Origin of the sequence: Candidatus Magnetobacterium casense, from assembly GCF_019173545.1 — a bacterium.
Classification (GTDB): domain Bacteria; phylum Nitrospirota; class Thermodesulfovibrionia; order Thermodesulfovibrionales; family Magnetobacteriaceae; genus Magnetobacterium; species Magnetobacterium cryptolimnobacter.
In genome coordinates this window covers 1-1,116 of sequence record NZ_JABXWD010000759.1, presented here as the reverse complement: position 1 = coordinate 1,116, position 1,116 = coordinate 1, and the positions used below count along the sequence as shown (strand labels likewise).

Below are 1,116 nucleotides of genomic sequence, written 5' to 3'. Positions count from 1 at the left end.
TAAAATAAGAATCAGGAGGACAAGGACATGAGACAGGTAACAAGGACACTGGTACGGTTTTTGGTTGTAGGATTGATAGTGATGTTTGGTGGCATGGTGTACGCCCAAACAGACAAGGACAAGACGCTGTCGCCGTTTTTCTTTGTAAAGAGCGACAGTCCCGACACAGACCACTTTTCGCTAAAATCAACGACGGTTGAGGCCAACGTCGTGGGCGTCATTGCCGACGTAAAGGTCACACAGGTCTACCGCAACGATGGCAAGAGGACTCTGGAGACCATCTATATATTCCCCGCCTCAACCCGTGCGGCGGTCTACGGGATGAATATGACCATCGGCAACAGGACTATCACGGCGAAGATCGAAAAAAAGGAGGAAGCCCGCAGGCAGTACGAACAGGCCAGGGAAGAGGGCAAGAGCGCATCACTCCTGGAGCAGCAGAGACCAAACGTGTTTCAAATGAACGTCGCAAACATCCTGCCCGCAGACACAATCAAGGTTGAGCTGAAGTATACCGAGTTGCTTGTCCCAACCGATGGCGTCTATGAGTTTGTCTACCCCACGGTTGTCGGACCACGGTATGCCAACGAGGCGAATACCGAAAAATGGGTCGCCAATCCATACCTGCATCAGGGGCAAAGCGTTCCCAACACCCTTGACATCAGCGTCAAGGTCTCATCGGGAATGCCCGTCAAGGAGCTGTCGTGCCCATCGCACAAGACACACGTCAGGTACGAATCCCCCTCTGTTGCCACCCTGAAGCTCGATGCCTCAGAGGCCAATGCGGGAAACAGGGACTTTGTGCTTAACTATCGCCTCTCCGGGGGCAAGATCGAATCGGGTCTGATGCTGTATGCCAACAAGGACGAGAACTTCTTTCTCCTGATGGCGGAGCCGCCCAGGTCGGTCTCCATCGCCGAAATACCGCCGCGCGAGTACGTCTTTATCGTGGACGTCTCCGGCTCCATGCACGGCTTCCCGCTGGAGATATCCAAGAAGCTGCTGAAGGACCTCATTAGCAATCTCCGCTCCAACGATGTCTTTAACGTCCTGCTCTTTGCTGGAGGTTCGTCGCTGATGTCGGAGCGCTCCATCCCGGCCAACGCGGAGAACATC

The 1,116-nt window shown here is 54.2% G+C and carries 1 protein-coding gene; it reads left to right on the top strand.

Annotated features, from left to right (window positions below; translation table 11 throughout):
* Positions 1-27: 27 nt before the first annotated feature.
* Positions 28-1,116: VIT and vWA domain-containing protein (locus HWQ67_RS19315; protein ID WP_218254325.1), on the top strand; the 1,089-nt coding region annotated here is incomplete at its 3' end.